Here is a 19,621-nt window from a genome sequence, read left to right as displayed (position 1 = left end):
ATGCGCTTCCCCCAGACCGTCCTTCCTCCGGCCATCCTCCCGCTGCTGGCGCTCGCCGCCTGCACCGCCGGGCCGGATTATCAAGGGCCGGAAGCGGCCAGGCCGGTCAGCCCGGCGGCGCAGTTCGTCAGGGCGCCCGCCGACGCCGGCCCGCAGGCGCCTGCCGCCGCGGCCTGGTGGACGGCGCTGGGCGACCCGGTGCTGGACGCGCTGGAAAGCCGGGCGCTGGCCGCCAATCCCGGCGTGGCCGTGGCGGAGGCAAGGGTGCGGCAGGCCCGCGCCTCGCTGCGGACGGAGCGCGCCAATGCCCTTCCCAATGTCAACGCCTCCGCCCTTTACGTCCATGCCACCGTGCCCGGCGTCGACCTCGGCAATTCGGAGGAAGACAGTTCCGATGGCGGCGACAGCCAGTCGCTCAATTTCTACAATCTGGGCTTCGACGCGAGTTGGGAGGTCGATCTGTGGGGTGGCCGGCGGCGGGGAGTGGAGGCGGCACGGGCCCAGGTCGAGGCGGCGCAGGCCAATGTCGCGGACGCGCAGGTCAGCCTGACCGCCGAAATCGCCCAGGCCTATGTCAATCTGCGCGACCGGCAGCAGCGTATCGCGCTGGCGCAGCAGGCCACGGCCCGGCAGCGCGAGATGCTGCGCCTGACGGAACAGCGCCACGCCGGGGGAACCGCCTCCGCGCTGGAGGTGGAACAGCAGCGCAACCAGCTGGAGCAGAGCGACGCCGCGCTGCTCCCGCTGAGTGCGGAGCGCGACGCCTATCTGAACGCGCTGGCCACCCTGGCCGGGGAAGCGCCCGGCGCGCTCGACGCCATGCTGGCCGCGCCCGCGCCCGTGCCGCTGCCTCCCGCGCAGGTCGCGGTCGGCGATCCCGCCGCGCTGCTCAGGCGCCGTCCCGACATCAGGGCGGCGGAGCGCCAGTTCGCCGCCGCCACCGCCAGGATCGGCGTGGCGGAGGCCGCGCGTTTTCCCAGCCTCAGCTTCATGGGCCTGATCGGCATCGGCGGCACCGATCCGGGCGATCTGGTCGACCTCGACACGCTGGCGGCGATCGCCATGCCGCGCCTGAGCTGGAGCTTCCTCGATTTCGGCCGCAACGCCGCCCGGGTCGGACAGGCCGAAGGCGTCCGGGACGAGGCGGCCGCGCAATATCGGCAGGCGGTGCTCAATGCCCTGCGCGACGGCGAGGACGCGCTTTCCCGCTTTGGCGCGCGGCGGCTGAGCGTCGCCAGCGCCGCCCGGTCGAAGGCCTCGGCTGAGCGCGCCGCCGCGCTGATGCGCCAGCGTTTCGAGGCGGGAACGGCCACCCGCATCCAGCTTCTCGACGCGGAGCGGCAGAGCCTGTCGGCGGCTCAGGCGCTGACCCAGGGGACGGCGGCGATGACGGCGGACTATATCGCCCTGCAAAAGGCGCTCGGCCTCGGCTGGCAATAGGAAATTTAACCTTTCCGCAAGGCTTTGGGAGCGAAATGCCGCGCTGGAGCGCGTTGCCTTGTATCGGGCACAGGCCGCGCGCTTCAAGTTTCTGTTGTCGCATCGTTTTAGGCAGAAAACCGGTTCCCGTCCTTCGACAGGGCTCAGGACAGGCTTTTCCGCACGATGCTCTAAAAGTCCATATTGTCCGATGGAAGCGCGACATGCTCCGGGGGAGGAGTCCGGCAGGGACGGGAACGCGCGCTTCGGATCGGACAGGAGGGACTTTCAAGTCGGGGCCGCGCATCATCATGTTGAAGAGAATTCGTACCGAGCATGTCGAATTGGGCATGTTCCTCCACAAGATGGAAGGGTCGTGGTTCGCCCACCCCTTCTGGAAGAGCAGGATGCTGCTGGAGGATGCCGAACAACTGGAAACGTTGAAGGCGAGCAAGGTCGAATGGGTGCAGATCGACACCTCTCGCGGCGCTGACCTGAAGCCCAGCGAAGCGCCCGCCCCGCCCCGCGCGCCGGCTGCCGACCAGCGTGACCGTCCGTTCGGCCGCGCGGGCGCCACCATTGCCCGGCGCGGGGCGCCGCCGCCCGTCAGCCGTCCGTTCGACCCGCTGTCGAAGGACAGGCTGCCGGCCAAGGCGGAGATGGTTCATGCCAACCGCCTCGCCCGCAAGTCGGTGCGCGCGATGCAGAAGATCTTCGACGATTCCCGACTGGGCAATGCGATCAAGCTCAACAGGCTGGAAACGATGATCGATGAGATCTCCAGCTCCATCCAGCGCAACCCCCACGCCTTCATGGCAGTGACGCGGCTCAAGAACACCAGCGAATATCTCTATCTGCACGCCCTGTCGGTCTGCGCGCTGATGATCAGCCTGGCGCAGCAGCTCCGCCTCTCTCCGGAAGAGGTGCAGCAGGCCGGGCTTGCCGGATTGCTGATGGACGTCGGCATGGGTCATGTGCCGCAGGAAACCTGGGACAAGGACAGTCCGCTGACGCCGGAGGAATGGGAGGTGGTGAAGAGCCACACCACGCTGGCGCATGAATTCCTGGCGCTGGGCGGCGAAATGCCGGACGCCGTGCTGGACGTCTGCCTCCATCACCATGAGCGGTTGGACGGCAGCGGCTATCCCCATGGGCTGAAGGGCGAGGAGATCGGACGGTTCGCCCGCATGGCGGCGATCTGCGACACCTATGACGCGATGACGTCCAACCGCATCCACCGTCATGGCGAGGACCCATCCCGCGCGCTGCTGATGCTGGACGAGGCGCAGACGCTCTACGACCCCGAAATCTTCCAGGCGTTCCAGCGCGCGGTCGGCATCTATCCCATCGGATCGCTGGTCCGCCTGCGCTCGCACCGGCTGGCGATCGTGGTCGAGCAGAATGCCGACGACCTGACGCTGCCGGTGGTGCGGCCCTTCTATTCGCTTTCCGACCGCAGCTTCGTGAAGGCGGAGGACATAGACCTTTCCAACTGCTTCGGCGCGGACCAGATCATGACCCGCGAAACGCCGGAGGGTTGGGACATGACCGAATGGCCGGCGCTCAGCGCCAGGCTGCTCGCGGCGGCGGGATGAAGGCGGGGGCCCTGCCCTGAAAATTCGTTGCGCCTGCCCGCCGGGCAAGGGATATAGGCGGCATGATCGTGCCGGATATGCCCTCTACCGCGGCGGGCGTCGCCGTTCATTATGACGAACTGGACCTCGCCTACCGGCGGATCTGGGGCGAGCATGTGCATCATGGCTATTGGCGGACGGGGAGCGAGAGCCCCGCCGAAGCGGCCGAAGCGCTCGTCGAGGAGGTGGAGGCGCGGCTTGCGCCGGAACCGGGACAGAGGCTGTGCGACATAGGATGCGGCTATGGCGCCACCGCCGCCCGGATCGTCGCCCGGCACGACGTCCATGTCACGGGCCTCACCCTCTCCTCCGCGCAGGAGAAGGTGGCAGACGCGCGTGCGCCGTCCCGCTTCACCTGCCTGCGCCGGGACTGGCTGCACAATGATCTGCCCGATGCGGGTTTCGACGGCGCCTATGCGATCGAAAGTTCCGAACATATGGTCGACAAGGCCCGCTTCTTCACGGAAGCGGCACGGGTGCTGCGGCCCGGCGGGCGGCTGGTCGTCTGCGCCTGGCTGGAGGGCGAAGGCGCGCGGCCATGGGAAGTCCGCCACCTGCTGCGACCCATTTGCCGGGAGGGGCGGCTTCCCGGCATGGGCAGCCGGGCGGATTATGAGGCGCTGGCCGCCCAAGCGGGGTTCGCGCTGCGCGACCATGAGGATGCCAGCGTCCGCGTCCGCCGCACCTGGACGATCTGCCTGCGCCGGCTGGCGGTGGCCATGATCCGCGACCCTGCCCTGCGGAGCCTTGCGCTCAGTCCCCGGACCCGGAACCGCGACTTCATCCTCAGCCTGCCGCGCCTGATCCTGGCGCTGCGCACCGGCGCGATGCGCTACGGCATCTTCCTGTGGGAGAAGGACAGCGCCGGTCCTGGGGTGTGAGGGGATTCAGCCCATGGCGACCTGCGTCCGATTTAGCGCAGCGTGCTCTAGCGCAGCCGGGTCCAGCGCTGCGACTGGCACAGGAACAGCACGCATCCCGTCAGCCTGAGCGATCCGTCCGCGTTCAATCCCAATGTCGCGCGGTAGCTTCGCCCCGATTTCGGGTCGTAGGCGCGGCCGCCCTTCCAGATCGCGCCATCGCGGCGGAAACCCCAAAGGGTGAGCAGGCCCAATATCGGCTGCCCGCGCAACTTGGGGTCGGGATTGTTGACATCGGTCGCCGGCACGCCCGGTCCCTTGTCCAGCACTTGCGCGATCCGACCGCACATCTGCCCGCCGCACGGCGCGATCTGCACCACGCCCTTCCGGTCCTCGGTCAGCCAACGGCCCTCGACGGACGGCGGCGAGGCCGCCGCCGCCATGATCAGGAGCGCGGTGAAATATCCCATGGCATGCACCTCCATGCCCATGAAGATATGCTATGATGCAGGAGAAGAAGAGAGGGCATATGGCCGACCTTTCGATCCGTTCGCGGCAGGAAGAGCAGATGGACGCGCCGGACCTGGACCCCGCCGTCTATGAGCGGGTGCTGCACGACCTCGCCCGCGTGAACCGCTGGACCTTCACTGCCTGGCCCACCATCGCCTTCCTCAACCGCGCCGTCGGTTCGACCCGGCATTTCCGCCTGCTCGATGTCGGTTTCGGAGACGGCGACGTCCTGCGCGCGGTCGCCCGCTGGGCCCGGAAGCGCGGGATAGAGGCCGAGCTGATCGGCGTCGACCTCAATGAAAAGAGCCTTTCCGCGGCCCGCCACGCGACTCCGCCCGAACTTGCCATCGACTATCGGGCCGGCGACTATCTGGACCAGCCGGAGCGGTTCGACTTCATCATCTCCAGCCAGGTGACGCACCATATGACGGATGCGCAACTGATGACCTTCCTGCGCCATATGGAGGCGGAGGCGCGGATGGGCTGGCTGATCTGCGACCTGCACCGGCATGGATTTGCCCATTGGGGCTTTCCGCTGCTCGCCCGCCTGCTACGCGTCCACCGCATCGTGCGGGAGGATGGCCGGCTGTCCATTGCCCGGTCCTTCCGCCCCGGCGACTGGGCGGAGCTGTTGCCCCAGGCGGGCATCAGCCTGGACGATGTGCGGATCGTGAGGCGCTTTTCCTTCCGCCTGTGCGTGGAGCGGATATGCGGGTGAGCAGCGCGGCCTGAACGCCGAGCCCCGGCATCAGGCCCAGCAGCCGCATCAGCAGCCCGCGTCCCCATGGTCCCGCCGCCCCGTGGCGCAAGGCTTCGGCAATCGCCAGCGGCCGCCGGCTGCGGCGGCGCCACTGGTCCTGCCAGCCCATCGCCGCCTGCGGTCCGCCCCGCAGATAGGCCTGCGCGGCGCTGGTCCCGCTGTGGAGCGCGATGGCGATGCCGTCGCCGGCCAGGGAAGCGATCACCGCGCCCTGATCCCCGATGCGGAAGAGTCCCGGAACGCTCGCCGCCGCGCGCCAGCCATAGGGCACGCCGGCAATCGCCTCAAAAGAGGGCGGCATTTTTCCAGCCATGCGGCGGGCCAGATGAGGCGCCTCCGCCATGATCGCCTGCATCAGCGCGGGCACGCCATCCGACAGCCGGTCCCGCGCAACGGAAAGGCAGAGATTGGCGGTGCCATCCTCCTGCAACAGCAGGCCGGCATAGCCGCCGTCGAACAGGTGCATCTCGATCACGCCCGTCAGGTCCGCGCTGCCGGGCAGGGTCGCGCGGAACCCGACGCAGGGCGGTTCCCGACGGCCGGTGAGATCGCGGGCCAGCCCGCGCAATTCATGCTTGCCCGTCGCCAGGAACAGCGCGTCGCCGGCCAACTGCCCGCCATCGTCGAACCGGATCGAACGCGCTGCCGGGTCGGCGGCGCGCACCGCCCGGCCCCGCTGAACGACGGCTCCCGCCCGCGCCGCGCGCGCCATCAGCGCTTCGTCCAGCGTCCGCCGCGACAGCCCCGCCGCGACATGGGGCAGCGGCAGTTCCAGATGCCGGCCGTCCGCCACCAGCCGCAACCGCCGTATCGGCCGCGCGCCCAGCGCGACCGCGTCGACACCCAGATCGCCCAGTGCCGCCAGCGCATCCCAGCCGAGGAAGCCGCCGCACACGCCATCATGCGGGCCGCTCCGGCGGTCGAGGAGATGCACCTGCGCCCCCGCCCGAGCCAGGGCGATCGCCGCCGCCGCGCCCGCCGGTCCGCCACCGACGACCAGAGCGGGCAGGCGCGCCGTCATGCCAGCCCTTCGAAACGGAACCCTTCGGCCGCCAGTCCCGGTCCGAAGGCCAGCGCCACCCCCCGCCCCGCGTCCGCCAGCATGTCGTGCAGGATGAACATCAGGGTGGAGGAGGACATGTTGCCGAACCGCGCCAGCACGCTCCGCGACGGCGCCAGGGCATCGCGGCCAAGGTCCAGTCCCTGCTCCACCGCGTCCAGGATCGACCGGCCGCCTGCGTGCACCGCCCATCGGTCTATCCCGGCCATATCGTCGCTTCCCCACAGGCGGCGGCGCACCGAGGGATCGCCCAGCGCCGTCTGGATGCGCCCCGGCACCTCTCCGGACAGGTGCATGACGAAGCCGCTATCCCCTATGTCCCAGCGGATCAGTTCCGCCGAATCCGCGAGGTTGAGCGAGAAGGGCCGGTCGATCGCGACGCCGGCGCCCTCCCCCGTCACCAGGGCGGCGGCGGCGCCGTCCGCGAACTGGAGCATCATCAGCAGCCGCTCGATCTGCCGTTCCGGCTGGAAATGCAGGGAAGACAGTTCGACCGTCACCACCAGCACCCGCGCATCGGGTTCCGACCGGACGATGTGCCGCGCCGTCCGCAATGCCGCGACCGCCGCATAGCAGCCCATGAAGCCGACCAATGTGCGCTCGACCCCCTCCAGCCCCAGCCGTTCGGCGATGATCTGGTCGATGCCGGGGGCGACGAAGCCGGTGCAGCTCGCCACCACCAGATGGCTGATCCGGTCGAGCGGCACCTGCGCCCTCAACCGCGCGATCGCCTCCATCGCCAGGCGGGGCGCATGATCGGCATAGCAGCGCATGCGCAGCGAGGTCGGCGGCATTTCGCCCGCGTAGAAGCCGCCGGGATCGACCGGCGATCCGCCCTCGGCGGTCGGCGGCAGCACGCACCAGCGATGCCCGATGCCGGACCGCTCCGCCATGCGCTGGAACAGCCGGCGCTCGCGCGGATCGTCCAGTTGGCCGGTCGCCCAGCGAATGAAGGGTGCATGCATGTCCAGCGCGGGGACGGCGCACCCGATGGCGTTGATGCGAGCGCGCGTATCGGTCATCGGGTCGTCATGGCTCCTGTCTTCGTGGAACGTCCGGGTGGGGGGAAAGGATCAATCGCGGCAGCCTGGCCCCTGCCGCCCTTAGACCTCCACTTCCTTCTCCAGACGTCCCTCTCCCCCGAAAACCTGCAAATATCGGGCGATCTCCTCCGGCTCGCCTGTCGCCTTGGCGGGGTTGTCGGACAGCTTGACCGCCGGGCGGCCATTGGCCTCCACCACCTTGCACACCAGCGAGATCGGATCGAGCCCGGTCGTGGCAAAGGGCGCGCAACCCCTGAAATCATTGGTGAGGTTGGTGCCCCAACCAAAGCTCATCCGCACCCGCCCGGCAAAATGCCGGTAGGTCGCCTCGATGCTGTCGACATCCATGCCGTCGGAGAAGATCAGCAGCTTCGACCGCGGATCGCGTCCCTTTTCCCGCCACCAGCGGATGATCCGTTCACCCGCCTCGATCGGCGGCGCGCTGTCGGGGCGGAAGCCCGTCCAGTCCGCCACCCAGTCCGGCGCATGGCGCAGGAACGCCGCCGTGCCGAAGGCATCGGGCAGCACGACCAGCAGGTTGCCGGCATAATGATTGCGCCAATCCTCCAGCACGCGATAGGGGACGGCGGCCAGCCCCTCATCCCCCTCGGCCAGGGCGGCCAGCACCATCGGCAGCTCATGGGCGTTGGTGCCGATGGCCTCCAGATCGGCGTCCATCGCCAGCAGCACGTTGGACGATCCGATGAACCGGCGGCCCAGCCGTTCCTTCAGCGCCTCCACGCACCAGCGCTGCCAGAGGAAGCCGTGCCGCCGCCGCGTGCCGAAGTCGGATATGACGAGATCGGGCAGTTGCGCCAGCCGCTCCACCTTCTCCCACAGCTTTGCCTTGGCGCGGGCGTAGAGCACGTCCAGTTCGAACCGCCCCCGTCCCTTCATCGCCGCGCGGGATCGCAATTCGTTGATGATCGCCAGCGCCGGGATTTCCCACATGCTGCTGTGGGTCCAGGGGCCGTGGAAACACAGTTCATATTGGCCGTCGACCTTGCGCAGGTCATAGTCGGGCAGACGGAAATCGGCCAGCCACGCGATGAAATCCGGGCTGAACATCTGCCGCTCGCCATAAAAGCTGTTGCCCGCCAGCCAGATCAGTTCCTTCTTCCCGAAGCGCACGGACCGGGCATGGTCGAGCTGCGCGCGCAATTCGCCCTCGTCGATGACCTCGGCCAGACGCACGGATTGCGTGCGGTTGATCAGCTTGAAGGTCGCCTGCACTTCCGGGTAGAGGTGGCGGATCATCTGGAGCATCAGCAGCTTGTAGAAATCCGTGTCCAGCAGGCTGCGGACGATGGGGTCCAGCCGCCAATTATGATTATAGGTGCGGTTGGCGATGTCGGTGTAAACCATCGAAATTCCGTTCAGCCCGTGACCGGCCCCAGTCTATGCGCGACAGGCGCGACTGTCAGCCATCGTCGCCAATCGAACCGGATATGATCCCGTTCCCCTTCATCTGCAAAGACGGCGCCGTCCTCGCCCATCCGTGACCCGGCCGGGCGTGTCCTGCGGCCATGATGGCCGGAACCCGCGCCGCGCATCATTTTCATACGCAATTTCTATGCCCTGCCCTTTTCCCCTCTCTCGATTTCAAACGCCGCCCTGTCCTAATTGAGCGGCGGCAGACGACGGCCCGTCCCGCACCCCGCGCGACAGCTTCGGCTGCGGGAGTTGCCTTATGCAAGACATGCTCTGGATCGGCCTGATCCTGATCCTTCTGGCCGCCAGCCTCGGCTATGCCGCGCTGTGCGGGCGGGCGTGAGGGCGGGCGCCATGACCATCGACCTCTGGCTCGCCGCGTTCACCGCCATCGGCCTCCTCCTCTATCTGGTCGCCGTGCTGGCGCGGCCCGAACGCTTTTAGGAAGGCGCGTTCCATGACCTTTCAGGGATGGCTGCTGATCGCGGCCTTTGTCGGCCTGTTGCTGATCCTCGTGAAGCCGGTCGGCCTCTGGCTGTTCGCGCTTTACGAAGGACGCCGCACGCCGCTTCACGGCCTGCTCGGCCCCGTGGAGCGCGGCTTCTACCGCCTTTCCGGCATCGATCCGCGGGAGGAACAGGGCTGGCGCCGCTATGCGGTGCATATGCTGGTCTTCAACACGGCGCTGCTGCTCCTCACCTATACGCTGCTGCGGATGCAGGCGGTGCTGCCGCTCAACCCGCAGCATCTGGGCGCGGTGAGCGGGCATCTCGCCTTCAACAGCGCGATCAGCTTCACCTCGAACACCAACTGGCAGAGCTATGCCGGGGAATCGACCATGTCGAACCTCAGCCAGATGCTGGCGCTCACCATCCATAATTTCCTTTCCGCGGCGACGGGCATTGCGCTCGCTTTTGCGCTGTTCCGGGGATTTGCCCGGCGCAGCAGCGCGACCATCGGCAATTTCTGGGCCGATATGGTGCGGGTGACGCTCTATCTGCTGCTGCCGCTCTGCGTCCTCCTCGCGATCTTCTACATGGCGAGCGGCGTGCCGCAGACGCTGGCGGGACCGGTCGAGGTCACGACGCTGGAAGGCGCGAAGCAGACGCTCGCCCTGGGACCGGTCGCGGGTCAGGAGGCGATCAAGATGCTGGGCACCAACGGCGGCGGCTTCTTCAACGCGAACAGCGCCCATCCGTTCGAAAATCCGACGGCGCTCACCAATTTCGTGCAGATGCTGTCGATCTTCGCCATCGGCGTCGGCCTCACCCACAGCTTCGGCAAGGCGGTGGGCAATGTGCGGCAGGGATGGGCCATCCTCGCCGCGATGATGGTCCTGTTCCTTGCCGGCGTCGCGATCACCTGTTGGCAGGAGGCCGCCGGCAATCCGGTCCTCCATCATCTGGGCGTTCCCGGCGGCAACATGGAGGGGAAGGAGGTGCGTTTCGGCATCGCCGCCTCCGCCCTCTTCTCCGTCATCACCACGGCGGCGAGCTGCGGCGCGGTCAACGCCATGCATGACAGCTTCACCGCCATCGGCGGCCTCGTCCCCCTGTTCAACATGCAATTGGGCGAAGTGGTGGTCGGCGGCGTCGGCGCGGGCATATACGGCTTCCTGCTGTTCGCCATCCTCGCCGTGTTCGTGGCGGGGCTGATGGTCGGCCGCACGCCGGAATATGTCGGCAAGAAGATCGAGAGCCGGGAGGTGAAGCTCGCCGTCCTCGCCATCGCCGTGCTGCCGATGGCGATACTGGGCTTCACCGCGATTGCGAGCGTGTTGCCGGCGGGCCTTGCCGGCCCGCTCAACAAGGGTCCGCACGGGTTCAGCGAGATCCTCTACGCCTTCACCAGCGCGGTCGCCAACAACGGATCGGCCTTTGCCGGACTGACCGCCAACACCCCCTTCTACAACGGCCTGCTGGGCGTGGCGATGTGGATCGGCCGCTTCTTCATCATCATACCCATGCTGGCCATAGCCGGCGGACTGGCGGCGAAGAAATACACGCCGGAAACCGCGGGCAGCTTCCCCACCACGGGGCCGCTGTGGACCGGGCTGCTGGTCGGCATCGTGCTGATCGTCGGCGGCCTCACCTTCCTGCCCGGCCTTGCCCTTGGCCCCATGGCCGATCATCTCGCGATGGTCCGTGGCCAGCTCTTCTAAGGATCACAAGCCCATGCCCCGGTCCGAAACCCGATCGCTCTTCACCGCCGACCTCATCCTGCCCGCGATGGGCGACGCTTTCCGCAAGCTGAACCCCAGGGACCTGATCCGCAACCCGGTGATGTTCACGACCGCCGCCGTGGCGGTGCTGCTGACGCTGTTGCTGGCCGTGGGGCAGGACCATCTTGCCCCTGGCTTCAAGCTGCAACTGGTGGCCTGGCTGTGGCTGACGGTTCTGTTCGGCACCTTTGCCGAGGCGCTGGCCGAAGGGCGGGGCAAGGCGCAGGCCGCTTCGCTGCGCGCGACCAAGGCGGAACTGACGGCCAGGCGGCTGAAGGGCGACGCGGTCGAGACCGTCCCGGCAAGCGCGCTCAGGATGGGCGATGTCGTGCTGGTCGAAACCGGCGACCTCATCCCATCCGACGGAGAGGTGGTCGCCGGCGTCGCTTCGGTCAATGAGGCCGCCATCACCGGCGAATCCGCGCCGGTGATCCGGGAGGCGGGCGGCGACCGCAGCGCGGTGACGGCGGGCACGCGCGTCATTTCCGACCGGATTCGGGTGCGGGTGACGGTCAATCCGGGACAGGGCTTTCTGGACCGCATGATCGCGCTGGTGGAGGGCGCCGAACGGCAGAAGACGCCCAATGAGATTGCGCTGACGCTGCTGCTGGTCGGCCTGACCATCATCTTCCTGATCGCCGTGGGCACGATTCCGGGCTTTGCCAGCTATGCCGGGGGCGCCGTGCCGGTGGCGATCCTCGCCGCCTTGCTGATCACGCTGATTCCCACGACCATCGCCGCCCTCCTCTCCGCCATCGGCATAGCGGGCATGGACCGGCTGGTGCGCTTCAACGTGCTGGCCAAATCGGGCAGAGCGGTGGAAGCGGCGGGGGACATAGACACGCTGCTGCTCGACAAGACCGGCACCATCACCGTCGGCGACCGTCAGGCGACCGAGTTCCGCCCCGTCGGCGGAACGTCCCCGGCCGAGTTGGCGGAAGCGGCGCTGCTCGCCAGCCTGGCCGACGAAACGCCGGAGGGCCGCTCCATCGTCCTGCTGGCGCGGGAGAAGTTCGGGCAGAGCGCGGATGCGCTGCCCGAAGGCGCGGTGGTCGTTCCCTTCACGGCACAGACCCGCATTTCCGGCGTGACGCTGGGCGGTTCGACCATCCACAAGGGGGCGGTGGACAGCATCCTGCGGGCCAATCCCGCCCTAGACAGGGAAGCCGCGACCCAGGAACTGCGCCGCATCACCGACGAGATCGGCCGCGCGGGCGGCACGCCTCTGGCAGTGGCGAAGGATGGGAGGCTGCTTGGCGCGATCTTCCTCAAGGACATCGTCAAGGCGGGCATTCGCGAACGCTTCGGGGAACTGCGGCAGATGGGCATCCGCACGGTGATGATCACCGGCGACAATCCCCTTACCGCCGCCTCCATCGCGGCGGAGGCGGGGGTGGACGACTTCCTCGCCCAGGCCACGCCGGAGGACAAGCTGGCCCTGATCCGCAAGGAGCAGGAGGGCGGCCGGCTGGTCGCGATGTGCGGCGACGGCACCAATGACGCCCCGGCGCTGGCGCAGGCGGATGTCGGCGTCGCCATGAACACCGGCACACAGGCCGCGCGGGAGGCGGGCAATATGGTCGACCTCGACAGCGATCCGACCAAGCTGATCGAGGTGGTGGGCCTGGGCAAGCAATTGCTGATGACGCGGGGCGCGCTGACCACCTTTTCCGTCGCCAACGACGTCGCCAAATATTTCGCGATCATCCCCGCCATGTTCGTGGCGCTCTATCCGGGGCTGGGGGTGCTGAACATCATGGGCCTTGCCAGCCCGGAAAGCGCGATCCTGTCCGCGATCATCTTCAACGCGCTGATCATTCCCTGCCTGGTGCCGCTGGCCCTGAGGGGCGTGACCTACCGGCCCATCGGCGCCGGGCCTCTGCTGGCGCGGAACCTCGCCATCTATGGGCTGGGCGGGCTGGTCGCGCCGTTCGCGGGCATCAAGCTGATCGACCTTGCCGTGAATGGACTGGGTCTGGCGTGACGAACGGCGGAAAGGATAGCAGAATGTTCACCGACCTTAAAACCTCCCTCCGACCCGCGCTCGCGATGACGCTGCTCTTCGCGCTGCTGCTGGGCATCGCCTATCCGCTGGCGCTGACCGGCATCGGACAGGCGCTTTTCCCGTTCCAGGCCAATGGCAGCCTGATCGGGCAGAGCGGCAGGCCGGTGGGCTCCACGCTCATCGGCCAGAATTTCGCTAGCGACCGCTATTTCCATTCCCGTCCGTCAGCGGCGGGCAAGGGCTATGACGGGCTCGCCTCCTCCGGTTCCAACCTGGGGCCCGCCAGCAAGGCGCTGGCCGACCGCGTCGCCCGCGACATTCAGGCCCTGCACTCGCCCGGTCGTCCCGTTCCGTCCGATCTGGTGACAACCTCCGCATCGGGGCTGGACCCCCATATCAGCCCCGATGCGGCCTTTTTTCAGGTCGGGCGGGTGGCGAAGGCGCGCGGTCTGGAGCCGGGCCAGGTTCGCGCGCTGGTCGACCGGAGCATAGAGCGACCGCTTCTGGGCTTTCTGGGGGAAGCGCGGGTCAATGTCCTCGAAATCAATCGACGGCTGGATGGCATCGGCGCTAATCAGGCGGGATGAGCGAACCGGAACGCCGCGATCCAGAAGCCTATCTGCGTCAGGCGGCGCGGGAAGGCCGCGGGCGTCTGAAGATATTCCTCGGCGCGGCGCCGGGCGTCGGCAAGACCTATGAGATGCTGATCGACGGCATGCAGCGCCTGAAGGCCGGCGTCGACGTGGTGGTGGGCGTGGTCGAGACCCATGGCCGGCGGGAGACGGAGGCGCTGCTCCACGGCCATGAGGTCATTTCCCGGCGCGCAGTCGATCATCAGGGCCATGGCCTGGGCGAGATGGATCTGGACGCGATCCTCGCCCGCCGCCCCGGGCTGGTGCTGGTGGACGAACTCGCCCACAGCAACGCGCCGGGCAGCCGCCATCCGAAACGCTATCAGGATGTGGAGGAGCTGCTCGACGCCGGGATCGACGTCTATTCGACCGTGAATATCCAGCATGTCGAAAGCCTGAACGACGTCGTCGCCTCCTTCACCCGCGTCCGGGTGCGCGAGACGGTGCCGGATTCCATCCTCGAAACGGCGGAGATCGAGGTGGTCGACATTCCGCCCGACGAGCTGATCGATCGGTTGAAGGAGGGCAAGGTCTATATCCCGGCGGAGGCCAGCCGGGCGCTCAACCATTTCTTCTCCAAGTCCAATCTGACCGCGCTGCGCGAGATGGCGTTGCGCCGCGCCGCGCAGGCGGTGGACGCGCAGATGCTGGACTATGTGCGCGCCCATGCGCTGGCGGGCAGCTTCGCGGCGGGCGAGCGGGTCGTCGTCGCCATCGGCGAACTGCCGAGCGCGCAGGGGCTGGTCCGCGCCGCCAAGCGGCTGGCCGACGCGCTGAAGGCGCCCTGGACCGCCGTGCATATCGAAACGCAGCGCAGCCTGGCCTTCACGGCGGAGGAGCGCGGCCATCTGGCCGACACCATGGCGCTCGCATCGCGCCTGGGCGGAACGACCGCGACCATCCCCGCCCCCAGCGTCGTGGCGGGGCTCCGCCAATATGCGGCGGACGCCCGCGCCACCCAGATCGTGATCGGCAAGGCGAGCCGAAGCTGGTGGTTCGAACTGCGGCACGGGTCGGTGGTCGACCGTCTGGTCCGCGCCATGGAAGACGTCGCCATCCACGTCCTGCCGGGCGACCGGTTCGCGCCGCCCCGCCGGACGGCCCGCATGGGGCCATGGGGCAAGCCCGCCGACTATCTCTGGTCCACGGCGATGATCGCGCTGATGACCGCCATAGGGCGGCTGCTGGTCCAGACCATCGCGCTCGGCAATATCGCCCTGCTCTATCTGGTGCCGGTGATGTTCGCCGCCGCCAGCTTCGGCCTGCGCGCCGGGCTGTTCGCGGGTCTGCTTTCCAGCCTCGCCTATAATTTCTTCTTCCTGCCGCCCACCGGCACGCTGACCGTCAGCAATCCGGAAAATGTCATCTCCATCCTCGTCCTGCTGGGCGTCGCCATCGTCACCAGCCAGTTCGCCGCCCGCGTCCGCGCCCAGGCGGACCTGGCCCATGGCAGCGCCCGGCAGAATGCGGCGCTGGCGGGATTTTCCCGGCAACTGACCGCGGCGTCCAGCCAGGACGAGCTGATGCATGCCATCTGCGCCGAAGTGGGGCGAATGTTCGACGTGCGCACCGTCCTCCTCCTCCCATCGCCCGACGGTCCGCAACTGCGCGCCGCCGTGCCGCCGGAGGACCGGCTGGAGCAGATAGAGAAGGCCGCCGCCCAATGGGCGATGGACAATGAGCAGCCCGCCGGGCGCGGTTCCTCCACATTGACGGCGTCGGACTGGCTGTTCCACCCGCTGCGCACGACGCGCGGCGTGCTGGGCGTGCTGGGACTGGCGCGGGAGGATGCGGGGGAGCCGTTGCGGTCCGACCAGTTGCCGCTGCTCATGAGCCTGCTCGACCAGGCGTCCATCGCCTTCGACCGCATGGCGCTGGAGGAGGAGATGCTGGACGCCCGCCAGATCCGCGAGCGCGACCGGCTGCGTTCCGCCCTGCTCTCCTCGGTCGGGCACGACCTGCGCACGCCGCTCACCACCATCATCTCCGCCGCGCATGAACTGAAGCGCCAGCACCCCTGCGACCTTGCCGACACGGTGGAGGCGGAGGCGTTGCGGCTGACCCGCTTCGTCGCCAATCTGCTGGACATGGCGCGGGTGGAGGCGGGCGCCCTGCCGCTGAAGCTGGAGCCCGTGGACCTGTTTGACGCGGTGGCGGGCGCCGTCCACGATACGCGCCAGTCGCTTGGCCGGCATGAGGTGAAGGTCGACATATTGCCCGATATTCCGCTGGTGCGGGTCGATCCGACGCTGCTGCACCATATCCTCATCAACCTGCTCGACAATGCGGGGCGCTATGCCGATCCGGATACGCCCGTGACCATCCAGGGCCAGCGGCTGCCCGGCGCGATCACCCTGTCGGTGATCGATCAGGGACCGGGCATCCCGCCGGGAAGCGAGGCGCGCGTCTTCGACACCTTCACCCGCATGGAGGGGTCGGACCGGGCGAAGCATGGCACCGGCCTTGGCCTTGCCATCGTCAAGGGCTTTGCCGAGGCGATGGGGCTGGGCGTATCGGCCGCCAACCGGGCCAATCCGCCCGGCGCCTGCTTCACCCTGCGCTTTCCGCAGGCCTCGATCCTGTCTCCGCTTGCTGACGAGGACATGCCATGACCACCCGTTCATCCGGTCGCCACAAGGTGCTGATCATCGATGACGAACCGCAAATCCGTCGCCTGATCCACGCGGCGCTGACCCGCGCCGACCATGCGACGGTGGAGGCCGCCAATGCGCGCGAGGCGCTGGACAAGTTGCGGGAGGAGCGACCCGACATCTGCCTGCTCGACCTAGGCCTGCCCGACCGCGACGGGCTGGAGCTGGTGCCGCTCATCAAACGGGATTCGGACGCCAGCCTGATCGTCATATCGGCCCGCGACGCGACCGAGCAGAAGGTCGCCGCACTGGACCTGGGCGCGGACGATTATCTGACCAAGCCCTTCGATACCGACGAGATGCTTGCCCGCGTGCGCGTGGCGCTGCGCAACCGCATGACCAAGGATGGCGGCGTTTCGATGGTCCGCGCAGGGGATGTGGCGATCGACCTGATGGCGCGGATCGTGACAAGGGGCGGACAGGAAGTGCATCTGACGCCGAAGGAATATGGCGTGCTGGCGCAACTGGCGAAATATCCGGGGCGGGTGATCACCCATCAGCAGATCATGGCGCAGGTCTGGCCCAACGAGCATGCGCATCATGTCGAATATCTGCGCGTGCTGGTGCGGACCCTGCGGCAGAAGTTGGAAGACGACCCGCAGCGGCCGCGCATCATCGCGAACGAACTGGGGATCGGCTACCGGTTGAAGGAAGCGGATGGGGCTTGAGCCCCCTGCTCCCTCTAACCGTCATCGCCACGGAGCGGGAATCCACCCTCCATAAGAAGCCCCTGGCGGCACGTCCGGGGGATGGGTTCCCGCCTTCGGGAATGACGGGGTGAAGTTGAAAAATGAAGGGGAATCAGATTTCGACCTGCGACCCCAGTTCCACCACCCGGTTCGTCGGCAGCTTGAAGAAATCCATGGGCGTCACGGCATTGCGCATCATCCAGGCGAACAGCTTTTCCCGCCAGATCGCCATGCCGGGCTTTTCCGACGGGATCAAAGTCTGGCGGCTGAGGAAATAGCTGGTCTGGCTGACATTGATGGGGCCGCCGCAGCCCTGGACCGCTTTCATCGCGGCGGGAATGTCGATTTCCTCCATGAAGCCGTGGCGCAGCACCACGCGGTAGAAGCCTGCCCCCAGGTCCGTCACTTCGGAACGGCCGGTGAGCGGCAGGTGGGGCACGCCCTCGGTCCGCACGGTCAGGATGATCACCCGCTCGTGCAATATCTTGTTATGCTTCACATTGTGCAGCAGCGCCGGCGGCACGCCCTCCACACGGGAATTGAGGAAGATCGCCGTGCCCGGCACCCGCTTCAGGGAGCCGGAGACGGACTGGATGAACAGTTCGACCTCCATCGCTCCTTCCAGCAGATAGAAGTTCATGATCTTCCGCCCCGTCGACCAGGTCGTCAGGATGATGAACACCACCGCCGCCACCAGCAACGGGAACCAGCCGCCATCGGGAATCTTCGTCGCGTTGGACAGGAAATAGACGCCGTCCACGGTGAGGAACAGCCCCGTCACGCCAGCGGCGAGCAGCCGGTTCCAGCGCCATACGCTGAAGGTCAGTACCGCCATCATGCAGGTGGTGATGACCATGGTCCCCGTGACGGCAATCCCATAGGCGGCGGCCAGGTTGCTCGACGACTGGAAGCCCAGAACCAGCAGCACGACCAGGAACAGCAGCGCCCAGTTGACCAGCGGCACATAGATCTGCCCCGCCGCCGAAGCGCTGGTATGCGCGATCTTGAGGCGCGGCAGGAAGCCGAGTTGCACCGCCTGCTGCGTCACGGAAAAAGCGCCGGAAATCACCGCCTGGCTGGCGATCACCGTGGCGAGCGTGGCCAATATGACCAGCGGAAGCCGCGCCCATTCCGGCGCGAGCAGGAAGAAGGGGTTCTCCGCCGCCTCAGGCAGGTCCAGCAGCAGAGCGCCCTGGCCCATATAATTGAGCAGCAGGCAGGGAAAGGCGGCGTAGAGCCAGGCTATGCTGATCGCCTTGCGCCCGAAATGGCCCATATCGGCATAGAGCGCCTCCGCCCCCGTCACCGCCAGTACGACCGAACCCAGCGCCAGGAAGGCCAGCTTCGCATCGAGCGCGAAGAAATGGATGGCCCACATGGGGTTGACGATGGCGACAATCCCCGGATGGCGCACGATGTTGAGGATGCCGAGCGCCGCCAGCACCAGGAAATAAACCGCCATGATGGGCCCGAACAGCGCGCCCACCCGGGCGGTGCCATGTTTCTGGATCAGGAACAGCCCGATCAGGATGACGATGGCGATGGGAAGGACGAAGGGCGCGAATCCGTCATTCACCGTCTCCAGCCCTTCCACGGCCGAGAGCACGGATACGGCAGGGGTTATGATGGCGTCGCCATAGAATAGCGCTGCCGCCAGAACGCCCAATATGGCGATGGTCGGCGTCCATCGGCTCTCCCCCAGCTTGCGGGAGATCAGGGCGAGCAACGCCATGCTGCCGCCTTCGCCATGATTGTCGGCGCGCATGATGATGAACACATATTTGACCGTGACGATGAGCGTCATGGTCCAGAAGACCAGCGACAAGACGCCATAGATATGGGCAGGATCGACCGCCAGCGGATGATGGCCGACGAAGCTCTCCTTCAGGGCATAGAGCGGCGAGGTGCCGATATCCCCGAACACCACGCCCAGCGCACCCAATGCCAGAAGCGACAACTTCCCCTGCGGATGGCTATGGCCCACCCCCTCGCCCGCTCGATCCGTCATCCGTACCGTCACTCGCTGTTGCCGGGCCGCCCATCGCACGAAGCCGCATTATATTTCCAGTGGGGCTTTATGCGATCGGCATAGGATTCGCATAGGAATGCCGGAAAACTCCCCCGAATCCTATGAAATTTCAACGCGGACGATCGGTTCTCGCTCTCGATAAGCTATGCGGGAATGCGCAATTGAACATTCTCCGGGAAGGAGAATGCGGAAAATGTCGGACTGGCATGAACATCTGGTGGCCAGGAGCGGGTTGAGGCTGGCGGGCCTGATCCTGTTGATCTCCACCTGGCCGGAAGGCGGGCTGCTGCGCAGGCTGGTCATGGAGAATCCGGCAGCGGACATGACCATGCCGGAATTTGCGCTGGCCGCGCTGCTGTTTCTGAGCGCAAGCGCGGGTGCGGCCCTGACAATGATGGGCGCGCGTCTTTGGCAGCCGGTAGAGCTTTCAGCACGTTGGTCCAGCGCCATGGGTGATTTGCCCAGGGTTTGAGGTATGATTTGGGCTGGTGGTTTGCCAGGGCGGCCTGCGGGTCTGCGCTTGGGGGGGCATTGCGCCTGGGCGCAGGAGATTGCGAATGGGTTAATGTGAAGCGCGAGCTATAATGCCTGGCGACGCCCTACTCTTCCGGGGCTTGAGCCACAGTACCATCGGCGCAGACTGGTTTCACGTCCGAGTTCGGGAAGGGATCGGGTGG

General features: G+C 67.2%; 16 protein-coding genes and 1 rRNA gene. 11 read left to right on the top strand and 6 right to left on the bottom strand.

Features of this window, described 5'->3' with window-relative positions; genetic code table 11:
- The 3 genes from EWH10_RS11145 (at position 1) to EWH10_RS11135 (ending at position 3,934) form a co-directional block, all read left to right on the top strand.
- On the top strand, positions 1–1,440 hold the full coding sequence (locus tag EWH10_RS11145) for an efflux transporter outer membrane subunit (protein WP_130029986.1): 1,440 nt from the start codon (positions 1–3) through the stop codon (positions 1,438–1,440).
- 290 nt (positions 1,441–1,730) lie between these two features.
- On the top strand, positions 1,731–3,014 hold the full coding sequence (locus EWH10_RS11140) for a cyclic di-GMP phosphodiesterase (RefSeq protein ID WP_065847856.1): 1,284 nt from the start codon (positions 1,731–1,733) through the stop codon (positions 3,012–3,014).
- Between the two features lie 62 nt (positions 3,015–3,076).
- Positions 3,077–3,934: a class I SAM-dependent methyltransferase gene (locus EWH10_RS11135; protein ID WP_065847854.1), complete on the top strand. Its 858-nt coding sequence runs from the start codon at positions 3,077–3,079 to the stop codon at positions 3,932–3,934.
- A gap of 47 nt (positions 3,935–3,981) precedes the next feature.
- On the opposite strand, the gene EWH10_RS11130 is transcribed toward EWH10_RS11135, so the two are convergent.
- On the bottom strand, positions 3,982–4,383 hold the full coding sequence (locus EWH10_RS11130; RefSeq protein WP_044662863.1) for a DUF2147 domain-containing protein: 402 nt from the start codon (positions 4,381–4,383) through the stop codon (positions 3,982–3,984).
- Between the two features lie 59 nt (positions 4,384–4,442).
- Between EWH10_RS11130 and EWH10_RS11125 the strand changes: the two genes are divergently transcribed.
- On the top strand, positions 4,443–5,141 hold the full coding sequence (locus EWH10_RS11125; protein ID WP_065847858.1) for a methyltransferase domain-containing protein: 699 nt from the start codon (positions 4,443–4,445) through the stop codon (positions 5,139–5,141).
- On the opposite strand, the gene EWH10_RS11120 is transcribed toward EWH10_RS11125, so the two are convergent.
- The 3 genes from EWH10_RS11120 to pncB all read right to left on the bottom strand — a co-directional run bounded on the left by EWH10_RS11120 (position 5,071) and on the right by pncB (position 8,651).
- Positions 5,071–6,204 (bottom strand): NAD(P)/FAD-dependent oxidoreductase, encoded by a 1,134-nt coding sequence (locus EWH10_RS11120; protein ID WP_130029985.1) that lies wholly within the window; start codon positions 6,202–6,204, stop codon positions 5,071–5,073. The genes EWH10_RS11125 and EWH10_RS11120 overlap by 71 nt on opposite strands.
- Positions 6,201–7,265 (bottom strand): type III polyketide synthase, encoded by a 1,065-nt coding sequence (locus EWH10_RS11115; protein ID WP_048577660.1) that lies wholly within the window; start codon positions 7,263–7,265, stop codon positions 6,201–6,203. The genes EWH10_RS11120 and EWH10_RS11115 overlap by 4 nt, the downstream gene beginning before the upstream one ends.
- Before the next feature lie 81 nt (positions 7,266–7,346).
- The gene (gene pncB / locus EWH10_RS11110; protein WP_065847615.1) at positions 7,347–8,651 is read right to left on the bottom strand and encodes a nicotinate phosphoribosyltransferase; all 1,305 of its coding nucleotides are present in this window, start codon (positions 8,649–8,651) and stop codon (positions 7,347–7,349) included.
- Between the two features lie 420 nt (positions 8,652–9,071).
- On the opposite strand from pncB, the gene EWH10_RS11105 reads away from it, so the two are divergent.
- Genes EWH10_RS11105 through EWH10_RS11080 form a run of 6 tightly spaced genes read left to right on the top strand, consistent with a single transcriptional unit; the run spans position 9,072 to position 16,894 of the window.
- Entirely contained in the window at positions 9,072–9,161 is a 90-nt protein-coding gene (locus tag EWH10_RS11105) for a potassium-transporting ATPase subunit F (protein WP_037483019.1), read from the top strand.
- Positions 9,162–9,174: 13 nt separating this feature from the next.
- Positions 9,175–10,878 carry a potassium-transporting ATPase subunit KdpA gene (gene kdpA / locus EWH10_RS11100; protein WP_065847619.1) on the top strand — a complete coding sequence of 568 codons (1,704 nt, stop codon included), beginning with the start codon at positions 9,175–9,177 and terminating at the stop codon, positions 10,876–10,878.
- Positions 10,879–10,891: 13 nt separating this feature from the next.
- Positions 10,892–12,922: a potassium-transporting ATPase subunit KdpB gene (gene kdpB / locus EWH10_RS11095; RefSeq protein WP_065847621.1), complete on the top strand. Its 2,031-nt coding sequence runs from the start codon at positions 10,892–10,894 to the stop codon at positions 12,920–12,922.
- A 23-nt stretch (positions 12,923–12,945) separates the two neighbouring features.
- Entirely contained in the window at positions 12,946–13,530 is a 585-nt protein-coding gene (kdpC, locus tag EWH10_RS11090; protein WP_061938137.1) for a potassium-transporting ATPase subunit KdpC, read from the top strand.
- A complete protein-coding gene (locus tag EWH10_RS11085) occupies positions 13,527–16,187 on the top strand; it encodes a sensor histidine kinase (protein ID WP_065847624.1) in 2,661 nt (886 codons plus the stop codon). Before kdpC ends, EWH10_RS11085 begins: the two co-directional genes overlap by 4 nt.
- Complete coding sequence (locus tag EWH10_RS11080) at positions 16,184–16,894, top strand: response regulator (RefSeq protein WP_065847626.1); 711 nt, start codon at positions 16,184–16,186, stop codon at positions 16,892–16,894. Before EWH10_RS11085 ends, EWH10_RS11080 begins: the two co-directional genes overlap by 4 nt.
- Positions 16,895–17,027: 133 nt before the next feature.
- Here the strand turns inward: EWH10_RS11080 and EWH10_RS11075 are convergent, their stop codons facing one another.
- A complete protein-coding gene (locus EWH10_RS11075) occupies positions 17,028–18,923 on the bottom strand; it encodes a potassium transporter Kup (protein ID WP_065847627.1) in 1,896 nt (631 codons plus the stop codon).
- Positions 18,924–19,137: 214 nt separating this feature from the next.
- On the opposite strand from EWH10_RS11075, the gene EWH10_RS11070 reads away from it, so the two are divergent.
- The gene (locus tag EWH10_RS11070) at positions 19,138–19,416 is read left to right on the top strand and encodes a hypothetical protein (protein ID WP_065847629.1); all 279 of its coding nucleotides are present in this window, start codon (positions 19,138–19,140) and stop codon (positions 19,414–19,416) included.
- A gap of 114 nt (positions 19,417–19,530) precedes the next feature.
- On the opposite strand, the gene rrf is transcribed toward EWH10_RS11070, so the two are convergent.
- Positions 19,531–19,621 (bottom strand): 5S ribosomal RNA (gene rrf, locus EWH10_RS11065); the annotation flags it as partial.

The organism is Sphingobium fuliginis, from assembly GCF_004152845.1.
In the GTDB taxonomy this organism is placed as follows: Bacteria; Pseudomonadota; Alphaproteobacteria; order Sphingomonadales; family Sphingomonadaceae; genus Sphingobium; species Sphingobium fuliginis.
Note: the sequence above shows the minus strand (reverse complement) of the source record. Positions and strands in the feature narration are given on the sequence as shown.

What these genes read in the sequence shown, in the direction of transcription:
- EWH10_RS11075 (WP_065847627.1), bottom strand. Translation starts at nt 18,923, where the DNA reads ATGACGGATCGAGCGGGCGAGGGGGTGGGCCATAGCCATCCGCAGGGG.
- EWH10_RS11105 (WP_037483019.1), top strand. Translation starts at nt 9,072, where the DNA reads ATGACCATCGACCTCTGGCTCGCCGCGTTCACCGCCATCGGCCTCCTC.
- EWH10_RS11140 (WP_065847856.1), top strand. Translation starts at nt 1,731, where the DNA reads ATGTTGAAGAGAATTCGTACCGAGCATGTCGAATTGGGCATGTTCCTC.
- EWH10_RS11070 (WP_065847629.1), top strand. Translation starts at nt 19,138, where the DNA reads ATGTCGGACTGGCATGAACATCTGGTGGCCAGGAGCGGGTTGAGGCTG.
- EWH10_RS11130 (WP_044662863.1), bottom strand. Translation starts at nt 4,383, where the DNA reads ATGGGATATTTCACCGCGCTCCTGATCATGGCGGCGGCGGCCTCGCCG.
- kdpB (WP_065847621.1), top strand. Translation starts at nt 10,892, where the DNA reads ATGCCCCGGTCCGAAACCCGATCGCTCTTCACCGCCGACCTCATCCTG.
- EWH10_RS11085 (WP_065847624.1), top strand. Translation starts at nt 13,527, where the DNA reads ATGAGCGAACCGGAACGCCGCGATCCAGAAGCCTATCTGCGTCAGGCG.
- EWH10_RS11125 (WP_065847858.1), top strand. Translation starts at nt 4,443, where the DNA reads ATGGCCGACCTTTCGATCCGTTCGCGGCAGGAAGAGCAGATGGACGCG.
- EWH10_RS11080 (WP_065847626.1), top strand. Translation starts at nt 16,184, where the DNA reads ATGACCACCCGTTCATCCGGTCGCCACAAGGTGCTGATCATCGATGAC.
- kdpC (WP_061938137.1), top strand. Translation starts at nt 12,946, where the DNA reads ATGTTCACCGACCTTAAAACCTCCCTCCGACCCGCGCTCGCGATGACG.
- EWH10_RS11145 (WP_130029986.1), top strand. Translation starts at nt 1, where the DNA reads ATGCGCTTCCCCCAGACCGTCCTTCCTCCGGCCATCCTCCCGCTGCTG.
- kdpA (WP_065847619.1), top strand. Translation starts at nt 9,175, where the DNA reads ATGACCTTTCAGGGATGGCTGCTGATCGCGGCCTTTGTCGGCCTGTTG.
- pncB (WP_065847615.1), bottom strand. Translation starts at nt 8,651, where the DNA reads ATGGTTTACACCGACATCGCCAACCGCACCTATAATCATAATTGGCGG.
- EWH10_RS11120 (WP_130029985.1), bottom strand. Translation starts at nt 6,204, where the DNA reads ATGACGGCGCGCCTGCCCGCTCTGGTCGTCGGTGGCGGACCGGCGGGC.
- EWH10_RS11135 (WP_065847854.1), top strand. Translation starts at nt 3,077, where the DNA reads ATGATCGTGCCGGATATGCCCTCTACCGCGGCGGGCGTCGCCGTTCAT.
- EWH10_RS11115 (WP_048577660.1), bottom strand. Translation starts at nt 7,265, where the DNA reads ATGACCGATACGCGCGCTCGCATCAACGCCATCGGGTGCGCCGTCCCC.